A 16,391-nucleotide genomic window follows, 5' to 3' on the forward strand; every position below is an offset into this window, starting at 1 on the left:
TGAATTATTTTATAATGATTTGACCGTTTTTGTTTATAATAATTTTATCTCCCGTAAATGGACTTTTAACCCAAATATTATATCCCGTTTCATGAGATTGATATGTAGGTATTACTTCTTGCTTTAAAACTAATTTTGCAGCACCAACATCTTTAGGTGTTATTGTTTTATCCATTAAACCTTTATGCAAATCAAATAAAAACCACTTGATATGTTCATCTTTAGGAATTACAAAGTTTTTAGCTTCTTGTGAATCTCCTCTTGCAAAATACACATAGCCCCAAGTTTCTGGTTGATGCATTGCAATAACGCCTTGCGGAGACCATACCCAATTGTATTCTGACTCAAATGCTCCAGAATTATTTTTTTTGCGAGAGTACCTATTGTTTTCTAATTGAAAATTCCAATGAACCCTAGAAAAATTTACTCTCCAAAACTTATCTTTCAATTCTACAATTTGATGATACGACGTATTAAACACCTTTAAAGGAATAGCAATTTCTACGCTCCAACTTTTATCTATATCGTTAGGATTATTTAATGTCCCATCAATATGCACAGCAGATTTTATACCGTTAGCATCCCAATCATTTAAAACTAGCGCTCCATTTCTATATGGTTTTGTAATGAATAAATCCCAAAGTGTATTTAAAGTATTAAATTCAAATTCATAGTAATTATGTGCATCTCCATCTGGGTCTATGAAAATTTCAAAATCATTGTTATAATAAACAATCGTATCTTTTTGTTTTAAAGTCCCCCACACATGAGGTTCTTCCATAGTTGCTAAAAAATAAATATACTCATTATCCCAGAGCATTTTTACACGGGTATTGTATTTTGGTTTTTTTACTCCTTCTATATCTATAAACAAATCAGAAAACTCGGCATTTCCCCAAGATTTCTCTAATCCTAAACCATCTATTTTAATAGGTTCTTTTATATGATTTGCAATATATGTTTTAGGGATAATACGGTTTGTTGCATCTTGAGCGCAACTAGCTAGCGGAAGACATAGAAATAAAAGGCATATAAAACATAAGTCTTTCTTAAAAATGGAACATAATAACACTATTTTATACATATTTTATACAATACTATTACTTTTAGTAAATTCTAATATTTCACTTATATAACCAAAGGCTAATGCTACAACCGTATCTGCGGCGCCATAAAAAATAGTGACTTTATCGGCTTCAACATCCTGTAAAGAGGCACATGGAAAAATTACATTAGGAACATCTCCAATTTGCTCATAAGGTTCCGACGGCGTTAGTAGATAAGGTTGCGTTCTGAACTTCACAATGTGTGGATTATTTTCATCCAGTATTGCAGAACCCATGGCATATCTAAACCCATTACAGGTATTAATAACGCCATGATAAAACATAAGCCAACCTTCATTGGTTAAAAAAGGTACGGATCCTGCACCTACTTTTGTACATTGCCAAGCACTATCCTTAAATGCTGTTGGAGACATCATGTGTCTGTGTTCTCCCCAATATTTCATATCTGGACTATAGCTCATATAAATATCGCCAAAAGGAGTATGACCGTTATCGCTAGGGCGACTCATCATAGCATATTTTCCATTTATTTTTTTAGGAAATAACACACCGTTTCTATTAAAGGGCAAAAAAGCGCTTTCACATTGAAAAAACTCTACAAAGTCATAGGTATAACCAATTCCAATAGTTGGACCATTATGACCTTCGCACCATGTAATCCAATAGCGATCTTCTATAAAAACAACCCTAGGATCGTATTTATAATCACCTAAAACCTGTGCTTCATCTGCTGCTTTAAAATCTATTGGGTTTTCGTTTATTTTCCAATTAATTCCATCATTACTAAAACCTGCAAAAATATTCATTTGCACCGCCTTATTATCACATCTAAATACGCCTGCAAAACCTTCTTTATAAGGCACTACAGCACTATTAAATATACTATTAGATGATGAAATAGCATCTCTTTGAATTATAGGATTTTGCGAATATCTCCAAACAGGATCTATAAGATGTTTAGGTTTATCTTCCCAAGGAATAGCATTCATCAATTTTTCTTTAATTTTTATATTGTTTTACTTTATCTAACCACGTAAACTTTAAAACAACGGAAGTAATTACAAATACCACGATAGCCCAAATCATTTTAGGATAATCTCGTATCATCAAATAAATTGGTATAAGAATCATACTGGATTGCCAAACAATTCCAACAATACAGCTTAACATGTCGCTTACAAAATCATTGTTTTTTTCAAAGCTTGCATCTTCACTTTTAAGCACTTTATAAACAGGATTCCACCATCCCCAAGGGCGCACATTAGAATAAAAGCTCTTAAGAGTCTCCATGCTTGTTGCAGGAGTTAGACATGTTCCTAGAAAAGAACCTAAAATGGATACTGCAAATATTACAGGAAACACATAAATAGCTGGCATATATGCTGCATCGCATAACCAACTGCCTACTTCAAAATTAGCTTTATTTTGATCTAATAAAAATTGAATGGTTGCAATAAACAAACCAGACGTCATACCCCAGAAATAACCCCAACCGTTAAAACGCCACCAAATCCATTTTAAGAAATTTGCTGCTACGTAACCACCAAAAAGTGCACTCGTTATCCATAATGTTAATGAATTGATAGACTCTGCAAAAAAGCCCATAAAAACACCTAAAGCTACAATAGCAAAAGATGCTATATGACTTGCTTTTATATAATGTTTAGGTGTGGCTGAAGGTTTAAAATATTTTTTATAAATATCGTTAACAATATATGCAGGCCCTGAATTTACATAAGCTGAAAAGGTAGACATAAAAGCCGCTAATAACCCTGCTAATAGTAAACCTTTAATACCCACAGGTACGTGATTATTAATCACTTTGGGTAAAATAACTTCTAAATCAGCAAGACTTAATGAGCTAGAACTTGCCATTTCAGGAGCTAAATAAACCAATCCTAAAACAACAATACCTCCAATAAGTAAATATCGAGGTATAAAAAGTACAAGGTTTGTAAATCCACTCATATATGCAGCTTCCTTTACAGATCGCGTAGATAGAATACGTTGCATGTCATAACTTGGTGTAGGGCCAGCTATACTTGCAAAAAAACCTTTAAAAAGTGACATCCCTATAAACGCACCAAACATTTTGTAACCGTGTGTATCAATTAGTGCATTAAACGCTTCAAATTTACCAGACCAAGACCCTTCTAATTCTGCTCCAAAAAGCAAACTACTCCATTGTTCAGACAATACACTGTTGATTTCTGCATCTGTTACATTAATAAATGCATAAGCTGCCACCAAAACCCCTGCTAAAACCATTATAAAATATTGTAACACCTCTGTAGCAACCACAGAAAACATACCACCTTTAATGGTATAAATAGTTGTTAGAAATATGATAATTAAGGCGTAGTTTTGATCTGAGGTTAGTAACACGGAATCGCCAAACATTAGCGTTAAATCCCATGGTAAAATAATGGTCATAAATTTACCAACACCTTCAAAGAAATAAGCTATAAAACCAACCGATGCTATTATTGCAAAAATAGCAACTATTAAGTGTGAAGCTCTACCAGATTTACCATCTCCAAAACGTGTTAGAATCCATTCAGAACCTGTCATGATATTAGAACGCCTTATCCAAGCGGCTAAAAATATCATTACAAATATCTGGTTAAAAATTGGCCACATCCACATAAACATGAAGCTTTTGGCACCATAAAGAAATAGAATACCAACCATCCAAGCGGTTCCTGACACATCAAACATTCCAGAACCATTACTCAACCCCAAAAAATACCATTTGATACTTTTTCCGCCAAGGAAATAAGAGCTTAATCCTTTTGATGCCTTTTTAGAAATCCAAATACCAACACCTAAGGTTAAAATAATATAAAGGGCAATAATTAAAACATCTACTATATCCATTATTCTTAAATATTTTTATGGATGCCCCATGATTTGTTAGGCTTAGAATCCATAACAAAATAGAGTTTACCGCCTTTTAAAATTTGTTCGTGAGAGATAGATGTTTGATTAAACACCTTACCATTTAGTGAAGCTGATTTAATATAAATATTTTTGCTAGAAGGGTTTTCGGCTTCAATTTCAAATGTTTTACCATCAGAAAGATTAATGGTTGTTTTTTTGAAAATCGGACTTCCAATATCATAATCTCCAGAGGCAGGATTCATAGGATACAATCCTATAGAACTAAATACATACCAAGCAGACATTTGTCCGCAGTCTTCATTTCCACTCAACCCATTTGGCGTTGTATTATACTGGGTATTTAAAATATAACGCACCCAGTATTGTGTTCGCCAAGGTTGGTTTGCATGATTAAACATATAGGCAATATGATGACTGGGTTCATTACCATGGGCATATTGACCAATTAATCCTGAAATATCTACAGAAATATTATCTCCTGTAATTTCAGAACTCTCGATAAATAATTGATTTAAGCGTTTAGCAAAGATTTCGTTACCACCGTGAAGTGTTATGAAGTTTTCAACATCGTGTGGTACAAACCAACTGTGTTGCCAAGCATTACCTTCGGTATAATCGGTATGCTCTCTATGGTTGGAATGTTTAGGGTCAAAAGGTGTATTCCAAATTTTTCCATCATCTGATTTCCCTCTCATAAAACCATTATCACTATCAAATAAATATTTATAGGCCTTTGAGCGATTTAAGAAATAAGTGTAATCGTCGTCTTTACCTAAAGCTTTTGCCATTTGTGCGACACACCAATCGTTAAAAGCATATTCTAAGGTAATCGTTACCGATTCATCTAATAAATTATAAGGAATGTAACCGTATTTTTTATATAAATTTAATCCACGCTCGTCTTGCATCATAGTTTGCTTCATAGCTTCATAAGCTTTTTCTGCATCAAAACCTGTAATGCCCTTTTTGTAAGCATCAACGATAACAGGTATAGAGTGATAGCCAGTCATGGTATTCGTTTCATTAGCATAAAGTGTCCAAACTGGTAATATTTTTTTGGTTTCATAATAGGCCAACATCGAGTTTATGATATCTGAAACTTTATCAGGTGCAATAAAAGTCAATAATGGATTTTCTGCTCTAAAAGTATCCCAAAGTGATAGTGTAGAATAGGCTGTATAATTTTTTGCAGTAACAATACTATCATTCTCTTTTCTAAACTGCCCATTTTTATCACTGTAAGTAACAGGCGCCAATTGCGCATGATACATCGCAGTATAAAACATGGTTTTAAGTGAATCTACTTCAGTTTCTACTTCTATGATATCTAAAGCGTTTTTCCATATAGCTTTTGCCTCAGTTTTAACCTTTTCAAATTCAAAACCTTCCTTATTTAAATTATCTTTTGCATTATCAATACTTACAGATGACAGAGCGACTTTAACTCGCAATTCATCATTACCCTCAGGATTAAAAAATAATTGTGATGCTACTTTAACGCCTTTAGCAGTATTAGTTTCATTCAAATTACCATCTGCATAAAGATGCGTTTTAGTTATTGGTTTTGAAAATTTAGCAACAAAAAACACTTTTTGATTTTTTGCCCAACCTTTACTGAAACGATAACCGCTTATTGTGTATTCGTCTTCAAAATTTAAAGAACTCTCAGTAACGACATCCCAATTAATTTCAAACCCTAAATCAATTACAACAGATTGAATATCGTCTTTTTGAAAAGTATATTTGTGATATGCTGTTCTCTTAGATGTTGTAAGCTCAACATTAATGTTATGGTCTTCTAAATATAATTGGTAATATCCTGGAGTAGCAGTCTCGTTGTTATGGGAGTATTTTGATTTGTAATTTATACTGTCTCGGTTTTTCTTTGGCGTAACAGATACATCTACCTCTTTGTTTACAGGCATAAAAATAATATCTGCTAAATCGCCAATACCTGTTCCACTCAAGCTTAAATGGCTAAAACCAATAGCTAAAGAATCTGAGTAATGATAACCAGAACACCAATCCCAAGCACTTATACCGTTTACAGGACTAACCTGTAACATTCCAAAAGGAACTGTTGCTCCAGGGTATGTATGCCCGTGACCTCCTGTACCTATAAAAGGATTTACATATTTGGTAGCTTTTAGGTTTGAACTAGTATTTGAATTTAAATTCTCGTTTTTATCTACGCAGCTGAAAGTAAAAACAAATAAAAATAAAAGTGAATATTTGAACATAGGCTATCTCTCCATATATAATCAAAATTTCATAAATTAATCTGAACGACAAATAAATTTAGACGGACAACGTATTATCTAAGCTAAACATCATTAATTGGTAAATAGAAATCTATATTAATCGCAATGCTTTAATAAAACTATAGCTTACTAAAACACATGTCTCTTAAAAGCCTCAATTGCTGCATAATCCGCTAAGCCTAAATCGTTATACCTTTTTGCAGTCAACCTATTCCTGTCTTCTGCTCTAACCCAAAATTCACGAGAATCGTTACCTTGAAACATTACTCCATCTTTTTGAGATTGATGATAAAAAATAGCGCGCCTTTTTCTAAGTACTTGATCTGGACTCATAGGAACTGCCATATCTATTTGATAAGTTTCCCATTCGTGCCATGCACCACGATACAACCAAACCCAGCAATCATTCATATAATCCTCTTTTTTCAACTCATCAATAGCTCCAAATAGTGCATCTAAACAAGTTTTATGAGTACCATGTGGATCAGATAAATCTCCAGCAGCATATATTTGGTGAGGCTTTACCTCATTAATTAATGCAACCATAATATCTATATCCTTTTGATTAAGACTATTCTTTTTTACAGTGCCTGTTTCATAAAATGGTAAATCTAAAAAATGAACATTTTCATCACTTAACCCCAAATACCTTGTAGCTGCTTTAGATTCACTTCTACGAATATCCCCTTTAAGTTTTCTGAGTATGTCTAAATCAATCTCATCATCATTTTTTGAATTTATAAAATTGATAATTTGGTCAGACACTTCACAATCTTTACAAAGGGACAAAGTAATTTCAGAAAACTTAAGCGCTTCTTCATCTGAAACTGCTATATTTCCTGAGGTTTGGTAGGCTACATGTACATCATGCCCTTGCGCTATCAACCTATCAAAAGTTCCTCCCATAGATATTACATCATCATCTGGGTGTGGGCTAAAAATAATAACACGCTTTTTCTCCGGAATAGCTCTTTCTGGTCTTTTAGAATCATCAGAATTTGGTTTACCTCCTGGCCAGCCTGTAATGGTATGCTGAAGTTTATTAAACATTTTAATATTTAAATCGTACGCAGAACCTTCCTGATTCAACAACTCAGCCATTCCATTGTTGTTATAATCGGAATCAGTTAGTTTCAAAATTGATTTCCTTAATAAACCAGATAACCAAACCACAGCTTTTAATTTCAATTTATCATCCCAATCGCAAGTTGAGACTATCCATGGTGTTTTTACTCTTGTAAGTTCTGAAGATGCTCCTTCATCTAAAATAAATGTCGTATTAGTATGCTCTTGTAAATATGTTGCTGGTACTTCTGAACTTATTAAACCTTCAATAGTTTCCTGTAATATCCCAGCCTTATTGTTACCCCATCCTAAAAGCACAACACGCTTGGCATCCATTACTGTTCCAATACCCATGGTAATCGCCTTTCTTGGTACATTATCAATACCTAAAAAATCTGGTGCTGCATCAACTCTAGTAATGTGATCTAAAGTGATACTTCTAGTTCTTGAATTTAAATGCGAACCCGGTTCATTAAAACCAATGTGCCCAGTTCTACCAATACCAAGCAGTTGAAAATCCAAACCTCCTAATGCCTTAATTTTATTCTCATAATCTATACAATATGCTTTCAAGTTTTCAGTACTAATTGTACCATCTGGAATATTGATGTTTTCTGGTAATATATTTACATGATTAAAAAGATGATCGTGCATAAAATAATGGTAACTCTGCAAATTACTACGCTCCATTGGATAATATTCATCTAAATTAAAAGTAACAACATTTAAGAAACTCAACCCTTCTTCCTTATGCTGTCTTACAAGTTCTTGATACACACCTATAGGAGAAGAACCCGTTGCAAGCCCTAACACACACACTTCGTTTTTAGCCTCTTTTGTTCTTATTAAACTTGCAATTTCATTAGCTACCAATACAGATGGTTCTTTAGATTCTTGAAAAATGATAGTATGTACTTTTTCAAATCTTGTGTCTTCAAAAGTTCCTGGTTCCTTAAATTTTATTGTATCTAAAATCATAGACGTGATATTAATTTTTATTACGACATAAAATTAATATCTGTAAATCATTAATAGCTCATTATTTCGACAAACAACTGCTGGCATTAGCTGAAAACTGCAATTATCTTATTTAATGGTATCTTTTGTTTTTCTTTGATTTGTTTCTGAATTAACGTTCCTAATTTTAGTGATAAGGAATTAATTTATGTTCCAACTCTTCAATTTATGTCCCCAAATGGCAAAGAGCAAAACAATAATATAACATGGAATCAATATCCAATAACTTTCTGTAGAAGCGTTAGATAGTACTTCTGTATTTGTAATTCCATTTTCTATTAGTTCTTCTTTTCTGGCATCAACCAATCTTCCATATAATGGAGGAATTATTGCACCGCCAGCAATAGACATAATTAATAAAGCTGATGCTGTTTTTGTAAATTTACCTAGACCTTCTAAAGTTAAAGGCCATATTGCTGGCCAAACTAAAGCATTAGCTATACCTAAGGCAGCAACAAACATTACCGAGGTTATCCCTGTAGTTAATAAAATACAAATACTAAACATAATACCTAAGACTGCACTAATTTTTAGAGCCGTACTTTGCTTTAAATATTTTGGAATTAAAATTACTCCTAAAGCGTAGGTAAATACCATGGCCAACAGTGTTAATGTTGTAAAGAATTTAGCACTTGCTGCTGAAAACCCTAAAGATATCCCATAAGCTATAATAGTATCGCCAGCCATAACCTCTGCACCAACGTAAACGAACAAAGCTAACACACCAAACCATAAATGCGGAAATTGAAAAATATTAGTTTTTGCCGTTTCACCTTCTTTTCCTTGCTCATCTTCTACCGCTTCTACATGTGGTAATGGTGCTTTTCTTATTAAAATACCTAGAACAAATAAAACTATCGCCATTAGTATGTAGGGTATAAAAACACTATCTGCCATAGTATCTAAAAGCATGTTCTTTTCATCAACGGAAACACTACCAAGTTTATCTTTCACTTCATCTATACCAGATAATAATAATGCACCAAAAATTAAAGACCCTAAAGCACCCGCAATTTTATTTGCTATACCCATAATAGCTATTCGTTTAGCACCACTTTCTATAGGCCCCAAAATTGTAATATATGGATTTGCTGCTGTTTGTAGTATAGTCATCCCTAAACCTTGTATGAATATACCAGTTAAAAACACCCAATAAGTTCTTGCCTCTGCCGCAGGTATAAATATCAATGCCCCAACTCCCATAACTATTAAACCAAGAGACATTCCTTTTTTGTAACCAATTTTATTTAAAATGTATGAGGCTGGTAAAGCCATAAATACAAAGGAAATGTATGATGCGGATGCTACTAGGTAAGATTGCGCTTCAGTTAACTCATTAATAGTTTTCATAAAAGGAATTAATGCTCCATTAATCCAAGTAACAAATCCAAATATAAAAAACAAGGCTGCTATAATTGCTATAGCAACCTTATTAGAATTCTTAGTACTTTCAATCATTTTAAAACTAAATAAAAAATTTGGATTAAAATAAATACCAATTTAATCCCAACAGAATTTGTTCGACCAATAACAATTCCGAAAAGGTGTTCGTGAAATATCAGTATTATTCGAGAGTAACCTAAGCTTAAACTACCAACTTATTCACTTTTCTAATTTTATGGCTAGAATATCTATTTTCAAGTTTTGTTTTACTGAACTCATCTTGACTTTTTGTTTTTAACCGAAAATGAGTTGGAATTTAACCAGATGAGGCACTTTTTGAAACTCATAGCAGCGCTACGGACAAAAAAAGTAACGAAATATGGGTGAATTTCAGCCATTTTTTAGGAAGTAGAAAAAGTCAAGATGAGTTCACTGTGTTAGAATATCCTAAAGACACTTCTTAAGGTTTATCTTTTAAATCTACACACAAATTTCATCTCAATAAGTCTGAAGATGACAATCGCTATTAAATTTCAATTGACACAGTTTATCGTTTTTCTATTTCTGGAGTCTATTCTATAATCTTAGACAATTATTCAGGACAAGGATTCTTGTAATTATCCTTAACCAAACCAACATGAACTTCCAGTCCATAGATTTGGGCTGGTAACTCAAGGTAACCCCCAATGGTAATTACTCAATTATGAAATTTCTGTTATTCCCATCGTTTGGTCTTAGGTGACTCTTCAAATACTCATTGACCATCTCATCGGTCATATTAACGGTATCCAACAACCGCTTCCAACTCCCAAAAAACCTACTCTAATATTTCTATTTTAAACTCAGAAACTCCTGTTGGAGTTTTCTCGAACTTCTTCTTTTTTATTTCTTGACTAAATGATTTACACTTTAAAAAGGCCTAAACTCAAGATTCATGTGCACATGATCCCTTAAGAATTAGTCCCTTTATAACCTGCACACCTTCATTATCATATGTTTGCGTTAACAGTGCGAGACGTAGAATCTGGATATCCCCTTTTAATAGCATGATAACTGAATTTAGTATTCCAAACTTCATGGAGCATCATTCGAAATGCACTGCAACCATTTGATTTTTGTTTTTCCATAAAACAAATGTAGATCTTTTTAGAAGCTAAAGTGAAATACTTCAAAGCTCATAGTTTTAACTGTTTTTAATACCAATAATCACAAAGTGGTACTTAAAAAATTATCACTATTGTTAAGTCCTATGAATACTAAAAAAAACAAAACTTTAGATAATCCCTCTTACTTCTTAACTTTAAGGTTTTGAATTATAAACCAAAAAATATTAATAATTAAACAAACTTATAGTTTTTGATATTGAACGTATTTTAAATTAGTTCAACAAAAACAGTAAAATGTTGTACATAAACATTTCTTCAAGTTAAAAAAGTCGAAGAGGAATCTTCGACTTTTTGTACAGAGGGGGAGACTCGAACTCCCACACCTCGCGGCATTAGATCCTAAGTCTAACGTATCTACAAATTCCACCACGACTTCATTTCAAAACTTTAACACTAATAAATAGGTTAAATCCTAAGTCTAGCGTGTTTCTTGGATTTTTTCATTTAAAGAATTTTGATTTCATCAAAATCAAAAGGATTAATTTTAATCTTAAAAAGTGCAATAAAATTTTGCGTTATATATCAAATGAAATCAAACTATATCAAATACTATTTAAGGGAATAAAAACAATATTATTCTGTACCTATTCTGTACCCATCAAAATAAAAAAACCTTTCAATTTCTTGAAAGGCTTGATTTTACTAGTAGCGGGAACTGGACTCGAACCAGTGACCTTCGGGTTATGAGCCCGACGAGCTACCTACTGCTCTATCCCGCGATTTAACTCTAAAATAATTTACTTAGCTTTTAACTTTCGGTTCATAATGCCGACCAAATTATTTCGGACTGCAAATATACAATCCTTTTTAGGTTTCTGCAAACATAAAAACGGAAAATATTATTGTTCAATACTATCTGCCTCAAACACTGTTAATTCAGTATTTTCAAAATGAGTGGTAACTTGAATTGGGTTACAGCAAACTTCACAATCTTCAATATAAGATTGCTCTGAAACAGAATTATCTAAAAGCATAGATATTGATTCCCAACAGTAAGGACAAGTAAAATGATGCTCTAACATATAAATTTAAATATAAAAAAAGGTAACATTAAATGCTACCTTTTTTCCAACTAAAATTTATAAAATTTCACTACGTAATTAATCTTTTTCAATATCCATAGTTGCCGTAGAATTTTGTAATTCTAACTGCATTAAACTTGGTGGGTTTTTACCAGAAACACTTATGTATTCTTGGTTTAAGTTGTTATCGCTTACCATAATAGTAGTTAACTTAGTTAAGTTAATAAATTCTATTGGTAAATCTCCTGTAAATTGATTTGTTGACAAAAGCAACTCTTCTAAATTAGTTAATTGAGCAATTTCAACTGGAATTTCACCATCCATTTTGTTATCCATTAAACTTAACTTTTCTAATTTTGACAATGCAGAAATTTGATATGGAATGTTTCCTGTTAAAAAATTACTACCTAATAATAACTCTTTTAAGTTTGTTAATTCCATTAATGATTCTGGAATATTACCAGTAAATTTATTACTGTATAGTTTTAAAGATTCCAATTTTTTTAGCTTTCCTAACTCAGATGGAATATCTCCTTCAAAACGATTCATAAACAATTCTAATGAAGTTAACTCAGTTAAATTCGCTATTGTTACTGGAAGTTTACCAGTTATTTTATTAAATCCTAAATTAATTTTCTGTAATGATGTTAAATCACCTATTTGAGATGGTAATTCACCTTGTAGGTTATTAAACTGTAAATTAATTTCTACAATTTTGTTATTCTCAATTTTAACGCCATACCAAGTATCAATTGAGGCGTTTAGGTCCCAGGTTGAGTTCCATTCTGCTCCGTTGGTTGCATTATACAATGCAATTAGAGCATCTTTTTGATTTGAAGAAACATTAGCAAAGGAATATACCGTAACTAAAGAAAATAAGATTATAAGCTTTAAGGTTTTCATTTCGAATAAATTTGGGATTAATTCTAGTACGAATATAGTACTGTATTAGATTAAAAACCATTTTATTCGGTGAAATACACTAAATTTTAACATTTACTAATCGACAAACTGCTCTATTTCTAGCTGAAGATCTTCCCATTTTTGCATTAAATTTTGCAAATCTGTTTTCTTTTTTTGATAATTATCAAAGAAGTTTTCTTGAGATGTTACTTCCTCATAATTAATTTCAAGTGATAAATCTATCTCCTTTATATCTTTTTCTAACTGATTAATTTTAGACTCAACATTACTTAATTTATTATTTAAAGACTTTAATTTCTTTTGGTCTTCGTACGAATGTTGTTTTTTCTCTTTTGGCTTTTCCTTAATTACAGTTCGCTTCTCAACATCTCTCAAGCTCTCTACTTTACGCTGATCTAGATAATAATCAATATCACCTAAATATTCCTTTATTTTATGGTCTTTAAACTCGTATACTTTGTTAGTTAAACCTTGAAGAAAATCACGATCGTGAGACACTAAAACCAAAGTCCCTTCAAACCTGCTTAATGCTTCTTTTAAAACATTTTTAGACTTAATATCTAAATGGTTTGTGGGTTCATCCATTATTAACACATTAAATGGTTGAAGCATTAATTTTGCTAATGCTAAACGGTTTCTTTCACCTCCAGATAGCACTCTTACATATTTCTCGACTTCATCTCCTCTAAATAAAAATGAGCCTAAAATATCTCTTACTTTACTTCTATTCGTTTCGTTTGCAGCATCTATCATGGTATCTAAAACGGTTTTGCTACCATCTAAATATTCTGCTTGATTTTGAGCAAAATAACCAATCTGTACGTTATGACCTAGCTTTAAAAACCCGTCATATTTAGTATCTCCAACAATAATTTTTGCTAAAGTAGACTTGCCTTGTCCGTTTTGCCCAACAAAGGCTGTTTTACTGTCTCGTTCAACTAATAAATCGATATTTTTTAAAACTTGATTATCACCATAATTCTTTGATACTTTTTCGGTTTGTACAACAACCTTTCCTGGAGTTATAGATACAGGGAAATTTAAAGTCATCACGCTATTATCATCTTCATCTACTTCAATTCTATCTATTTTATCTAGTTTTTTAATAAGCGATTGCGCCATTGTAGCTTTTGAAGCTTTTGCACGAAACTTTTCAATTAACTTTTCGGTTTGTTCAATTTGCTTCTGCTGATTTTTTTGTGATGCTAACTGTTGCGTTCTAAGTTCCTCTCTTAAAACCAAATACTTGGTATAAGGTTTTGGATAATCGTAAATTCTACCTAAAGAAATTTCAATGGTTCTATTAGTCACATTATCCAAAAACATTTTATCATGAGATACAATAACCACAGCTCCTGAATAATTTTTAAGAAAACCTTCTAACCAAATAATCGATTCTATATCTAGATGGTTTGTTGGCTCATCTAAAAGGAGTATATCATTATTTTGAAGGAGTAATTTAGCCAACTCAATACGCATACGCCATCCTCCAGAAAATGTATCAGTAAGTTTACTAAAGTCCTTTCTTTGAAATCCTAAACCTTGTAAAATCTTTTCTGTATCACCTTGGTAATTGTAACCTCCTAATATTTCATATTGATGTTGAAGCTCGTTAATATCGACCATAAGTTTATGATAACCATCACTTTCATAATCTGTACGCTCTGCCATTTGGGTATTAACAGCCTCCATTTTGGCTTCTAAATCCTTAATTTCTGTAAAAGCCTCATAGGCTTCATCAAGTACAGTCCTACCTTGTACAAAATCTATATCCTGCTTTAAAAAACCTATTTTCAGTTCTTTATCTGCTGCAATTTGCCCAGTATCTGGTTCCATTTCTTTAGATAGGATTTTAAGCATCGTAGATTTACCTGCTCCGTTTTTACCAATAAGACCGATTCTGTCTCCATTACCTAGTTTAAATGTAATGTCTTCAAACAGATATTCACCTTGAAATGAAACCGATAAATTATGAATATTCATCATAGAAATGTAACTTTTATTACCAAGCACTAATATTTAAAAATGTATTTTTGCTTTGTAATTGCGCATGCAAAAATACACAAATATTATGTTTAAAAAAGGAACAAAACTATATAGTATTTTAACAGGATCTTGCCCAAAATGCCACGAAGAGTCTATGTTTAAAAATAAGAACCCTTATATTCTTTCTGAAGCTCTAAGCATGAATGAAAATTGTAGTAATTGTGGCACTAAATATAAAATAGAGCCTTCTTTCTTTTATGGCTCTATGTATGTAAGTTATCCTGTAGGAATTGCTTTTGCAGCTGCTGCTTTTGTAATTTCCTTTTTTGTTTTTGAAGCAAACATTAATGTGGTTTTCATATCAATTATTGCTACATTAATTCTATTTATGCCTGTTATTTTGCGCCTTTCAAGAAATATTTGGATTAACTTTTTTATGCATTATGATAAATCTTTGGCTAAAAAGTAATTAATCAAAACGTGCAATATCAATTTCTTTATCCAGAATGGTTTTATTCTCTATAAAACTAAAAAGTTCTTTGGCTACATAAGGCCCTATCATAACACCACGAGTTCCTAGCCCGTTTAAAACAAACATATTTTTGTAAGTTGGATGGGCACCTACTAATGGCCTTCTATCTTTTACCGTTGGTCTTACGCCTGCAACATGATCTGTAACCTCATATTCACAATTAATTAATTTATCTAGCTTATTTAAAAGTGTATTTTTAGCCTCTGGTGTCACTTTATTTGTTTTGTCTTCCCAATTATAAGTTGCTCCAACAATATACATATCATTTCCTATAGGAATTAAAAATACACCTGCTTTTAAAACATAATCAATTTTTAAATTAGGTGCTTTTATAGTTAGTAATTCTCCTTTTGTTGGTACTAGTGGTAAATATTTAAAAAATGGATTTTTAGTAACCCCAAAACCTTCAGCGAAAACAATATACTTCGCTTGGATGTGCTTATAATTAAAACCATTTACATCATTATTTAAATCTTTATAATCAAATGATTCTTCTAACAGCACATCATCTTTTTGTAAATACTTTTTATAGGATTCTACTAAAGTTCTAACGTCTACTCTACCTGATTGTAGAACTTCTCCAAAACCAAAAGGCGCATCAATTGATTCATTATTGTTTTTTATAATATTTGTAGAAAGATATTCTGAAAGCGACGGTTTATCTGAAGCTGTAAACCAATCGTTTTGTTCTTCAAATGAAGCAAATTTTCTATATACTGGAATTTTATAATCTAGTTTAATATTTAGTTTTTCTTCTAATTGCTTATACATTGGTAATGCAATGTTTAGTTGTTCTTTACTTTTCCAAACTGATGTAAAGCGTTTTAAAACAACTGGATTGTACAACCCTCCTGCAACTGTAGATGATTTTTGAGATTCATTATCAAAAACCAAAAAACTTTTATTATTGGCTTTTAGTTGCTCGGAAAAACTAATTCCTGCCAAACCAATACCTACTATAATATAATCTACCTGCATACTATTGCGAATATAATTAGAATACTACTTTTAGTTATAATAAAAAAGACCATCTTTTCAGATGGTCTTTTTTATTACTAATTTCAATT

General features: G+C 32.0%; 11 protein-coding genes and 1 tRNA gene. 1 reads left to right on the forward strand and 11 read right to left on the reverse strand.

Going from position 1 to position 16,391, the window contains the following annotated elements:
* Positions 1-4 precede the first annotated feature (4 nt).
* The 10 genes from ABD939_RS05790 to ABD939_RS05835 form a co-directional block, all read right to left on the reverse strand.
* The gene (locus ABD939_RS05790; protein ID WP_345165612.1) at positions 5-1,084 is read right to left on the reverse strand and encodes a carbohydrate-binding family 9-like protein; all 1,080 of its coding nucleotides are present in this window, start codon (positions 1,082-1,084) and stop codon (positions 5-7) included.
* 3 nt (positions 1,085-1,087) lie between these two features.
* Positions 1,088-2,056, reverse strand: coding sequence for a glycoside hydrolase family 130 protein (locus ABD939_RS05795; protein ID WP_345165614.1), 969 nt, complete (start codon positions 2,054-2,056; stop codon positions 1,088-1,090).
* 10 nt (positions 2,057-2,066) lie between these two features.
* Positions 2,067-3,944 (reverse strand): sodium:solute symporter family protein, encoded by a 1,878-nt coding sequence (locus tag ABD939_RS05800; RefSeq protein WP_345165617.1) that lies wholly within the window; start codon positions 3,942-3,944, stop codon positions 2,067-2,069.
* Between the two features lie 5 nt (positions 3,945-3,949).
* Positions 3,950-6,208 (reverse strand): GH92 family glycosyl hydrolase, encoded by a 2,259-nt coding sequence (locus ABD939_RS05805; RefSeq protein WP_345165620.1) that lies wholly within the window; start codon positions 6,206-6,208, stop codon positions 3,950-3,952.
* Positions 6,209-6,358: 150 nt separating this feature from the next.
* Positions 6,359-8,272 carry a glucosamine-6-phosphate deaminase gene (gene nagB, locus ABD939_RS05810; protein ID WP_345165622.1) on the reverse strand — a complete coding sequence of 638 codons (1,914 nt, stop codon included), beginning with the start codon at positions 8,270-8,272 and terminating at the stop codon, positions 6,359-6,361.
* A 180-nt stretch (positions 8,273-8,452) separates the two neighbouring features.
* Positions 8,453-9,769 carry a sugar MFS transporter gene (locus ABD939_RS05815; RefSeq protein WP_345165624.1) on the reverse strand — a complete coding sequence of 439 codons (1,317 nt, stop codon included), beginning with the start codon at positions 9,767-9,769 and terminating at the stop codon, positions 8,453-8,455.
* Between the two features lie 1,737 nt (positions 9,770-11,506).
* Positions 11,507-11,579 (reverse strand) — tRNA-Met (locus ABD939_RS05820).
* A 120-nt stretch (positions 11,580-11,699) separates the two neighbouring features.
* Entirely contained in the window at positions 11,700-11,882 is a 183-nt protein-coding gene (locus ABD939_RS05825) for a CPXCG motif-containing cysteine-rich protein (RefSeq protein WP_345165626.1), read from the reverse strand.
* Between the two features lie 78 nt (positions 11,883-11,960).
* Positions 11,961-12,785: a leucine-rich repeat domain-containing protein gene (locus tag ABD939_RS05830; protein WP_345165629.1), complete on the reverse strand. Its 825-nt coding sequence runs from the start codon at positions 12,783-12,785 to the stop codon at positions 11,961-11,963.
* A gap of 96 nt (positions 12,786-12,881) precedes the next feature.
* Positions 12,882-14,792 carry an ABC-F family ATP-binding cassette domain-containing protein gene (locus ABD939_RS05835; protein WP_345165631.1) on the reverse strand — a complete coding sequence of 637 codons (1,911 nt, stop codon included), beginning with the start codon at positions 14,790-14,792 and terminating at the stop codon, positions 12,882-12,884.
* A gap of 85 nt (positions 14,793-14,877) precedes the next feature.
* Between ABD939_RS05835 and ABD939_RS05840 the strand changes: the two genes are divergently transcribed.
* Positions 14,878-15,261 (forward strand): DUF983 domain-containing protein, encoded by a 384-nt coding sequence (locus ABD939_RS05840; RefSeq protein WP_345165634.1) that lies wholly within the window; start codon positions 14,878-14,880, stop codon positions 15,259-15,261.
* Here ABD939_RS05840 and ABD939_RS05845 read toward each other — a convergent pair whose 3' ends face one another.
* Entirely contained in the window at positions 15,262-16,302 is a 1,041-nt protein-coding gene (locus ABD939_RS05845) for an NAD(P)/FAD-dependent oxidoreductase (RefSeq protein ID WP_345165636.1), read from the reverse strand.
* Between the last annotated feature and the right edge of the window lie 89 nt (positions 16,303-16,391).

Source organism: Algibacter aquimarinus (assembly GCF_039543265.1).
GTDB lineage: Bacteria > Bacteroidota > Bacteroidia > Flavobacteriales > Flavobacteriaceae > Algibacter_B > Algibacter_B aquimarinus.

Coding starts and splice junctions, on each gene's coding strand:
- ABD939_RS05790 (WP_345165612.1), bottom strand. CDS start 1,084: ATGTATAAAATAGTGTTATTATGTTCCATTTTTAAGAAAGACTTATGT.
- ABD939_RS05795 (WP_345165614.1), bottom strand. CDS start 2,056: ATGAATGCTATTCCTTGGGAAGATAAACCTAAACATCTTATAGATCCT.
- ABD939_RS05800 (WP_345165617.1), bottom strand. CDS start 3,944: ATGGATATAGTAGATGTTTTAATTATTGCCCTTTATATTATTTTAACC.
- ABD939_RS05805 (WP_345165620.1), bottom strand. CDS start 6,208: ATGTTCAAATATTCACTTTTATTTTTATTTGTTTTTACTTTCAGCTGC.
- nagB (WP_345165622.1), bottom strand. CDS start 8,272: ATGATTTTAGATACAATAAAATTTAAGGAACCAGGAACTTTTGAAGAC.
- ABD939_RS05815 (WP_345165624.1), bottom strand. CDS start 9,769: ATGATTGAAAGTACTAAGAATTCTAATAAGGTTGCTATAGCAATTATA.
- ABD939_RS05825 (WP_345165626.1), bottom strand. CDS start 11,882: ATGTTAGAGCATCATTTTACTTGTCCTTACTGTTGGGAATCAATATCT.
- ABD939_RS05830 (WP_345165629.1), bottom strand. CDS start 12,785: ATGAAAACCTTAAAGCTTATAATCTTATTTTCTTTAGTTACGGTATAT.
- ABD939_RS05835 (WP_345165631.1), bottom strand. CDS start 14,792: ATGATGAATATTCATAATTTATCGGTTTCATTTCAAGGTGAATATCTG.
- ABD939_RS05840 (WP_345165634.1), top strand. CDS start 14,878: ATGTTTAAAAAAGGAACAAAACTATATAGTATTTTAACAGGATCTTGC.
- ABD939_RS05845 (WP_345165636.1), bottom strand. CDS start 16,302: ATGCAGGTAGATTATATTATAGTAGGTATTGGTTTGGCAGGAATTAGT.